This window comes from Anaeromyxobacter sp. SG66, assembly GCF_022690805.1.
Classification (GTDB): Bacteria; Myxococcota; Myxococcia; order Myxococcales; family Anaeromyxobacteraceae; genus Anaeromyxobacter; species Anaeromyxobacter soli.
Window position 1 is genome coordinate 1 of the sequence record NZ_JALCZC010000222.1, and the last position, 1,704, is coordinate 1,704.

Consider the following 1,704-nt stretch of genomic DNA (forward strand, 5'->3'; position numbering starts at 1 on the left):
GCCCGGGCGCTGCTCGGGGGCCGGCGGCCAGCGAGGCACCTGCGCGCCCGCCGCCCCGGCAGCGACGAGCGCCGCTGCAGCGAGCGCGCCCTTGATCCTGTAGGTCATGATTCCTCCTCCTGGGAAGAATCTGGACCCTCTTCGGGGGCCGCGGGACCCCTCGGCTGAACGGGCGGACGCCCGTGGACGGGACGGCGGGGCGACTCGCGCGATCCGCCTCGGCGCGCGCAGCGAGCCCGGGCCGGGCGGCGCAGGGGATTCGGGCGCAGCTCCGGCTCACGCGCAACGAGTGGCCGGGGGTGCGACGGGGCGCGGGGCCCGCCGGGCTCGGCGGGGCGCCCGCGCCGCGCGCCGCTACAGCTTGACCTGGATCTCGTACCGCCGGTTCTTCGCCTTCTTCGCGGCCGTGTCGTCCGGCTTCACGAGCAGCTTCTTCGAGCCCATGCCGACCGACTCGATCTCCTCCTTCGGCACGCCCTTCGCGACGAGCTCGCGCTCGACGACCGCCGCGCGCTTCGCGGAGAGCTCGTCGTTGTGCTTCGCGTTGCCGCTCGAGTCCGTGTGGCCGGACACGACGAACTTGAAGTTCTTCACGCCGGCGCCGTTGAGCTGCTTCTTGGCGTCGATGAGCACGTTGGAGAGCCGCTGCATCTTGGCGTCGCAGCCGGGCTCGAGGACGTCCGTGTCCGTCTTGAACGAGCACTGGTTCTTGCGGCCCTCGTCGAGCAGCCGCTTGTTGATCTGCTTCTCGAGCTTCCCGACGGTGGCGTTGCCCGCGGCCTTCTTCGCGACGTCCCAGGGCGTCTGGGCCGAGACACGGGTGGCGCCTGCGAGGGCGAGGATGGCGAGGGCGATCGTGACATGACGCATCGTGAATGTCCTCCGGTTGGGCCCGGATATTGAGCCGGGTCTGGCCCGCATGCAACCCGGGCGCGGCCCCCCGCCGGGGCTGCGGACCTCCAACGACAGCGGCGCCGCGCGCGCACACGCGGCGGGAACCACGGGCGGGCCGGTTCGAGGTCGAGGTCGAGGTCGAGGTCGAGGTCGAGGTCGCACCGCCGTCACCTTCCCGTTTCGCTCGCGGCGCGCGTGGATCGCGCGGCGCCCCGTCCGTCCGGTGGACGACCGCCGCCGTGCGCGCCCGCAGGAGGAGCCGTGCGAGACCGGTCCTTCCCTCTCCTGAAGGCGCACCGACGCAGCCGTCGGCGTGCTCCGCACCTCGGCGGCTCTTGGTCACGCGGGGTGCAGGCCGCGCGCGGCGAGCGGCCTTTCGCCGCCTCTCGCCCGTGCGCATGCTGTTCGCGACGAGGAGGCACTCATGGCGCGAACGAGGTCGCAGACGACGACCGATCACGAGACGATCCGGAGGTGGGTCGAGGAGCGCGGCGGCTGGCCGGCGGAGGTGACGTCGACCGCACGCGGCGCCCCCGGTACCGGGATCATCCGCATCGACTTCCCCGGCTACTCCGGCGAGGGGAAGCTGGACCGCATCGAGTGGGACGACTGGTTCCGGAAGTTCGACGAGTCGGGCCTGGCGTTGGTCTACCAGGACACCACCGCCGGCGGCGAGCAGAGCAACTTCAACAAGCTCGTGGCGAAGGAGACCGCGCAGGCGCGCGCGACCGGACGGCGAACCCCCCGCGCCTCTGCCGGCGCGGCGCGGAAGGGCCGCGCGGCGGGTGCGCGCCGCGGGCGCACGGCCAC

The 1,704-nt window shown here is 73.1% G+C and carries 1 protein-coding gene and 1 pseudogene; one reads left to right on the forward strand and one right to left on the reverse strand.

What is annotated here, in order from left to right; genetic code table 11:
• Positions 1 to 354 precede the first annotated feature (354 nt).
• Entirely contained in the window at positions 355 to 870 is a 516-nt protein-coding gene (locus MNZ39_RS23975; protein WP_242341595.1) for an OmpA family protein, read from the reverse strand.
• Positions 871 to 1,318: 448 nt separating this feature from the next.
• Between MNZ39_RS23975 and MNZ39_RS23980 the strand changes: the two are divergent.
• Positions 1,319 to 1,704 (forward strand): annotated as a pseudogene (locus MNZ39_RS23980) (hypothetical protein); the annotation flags it as partial.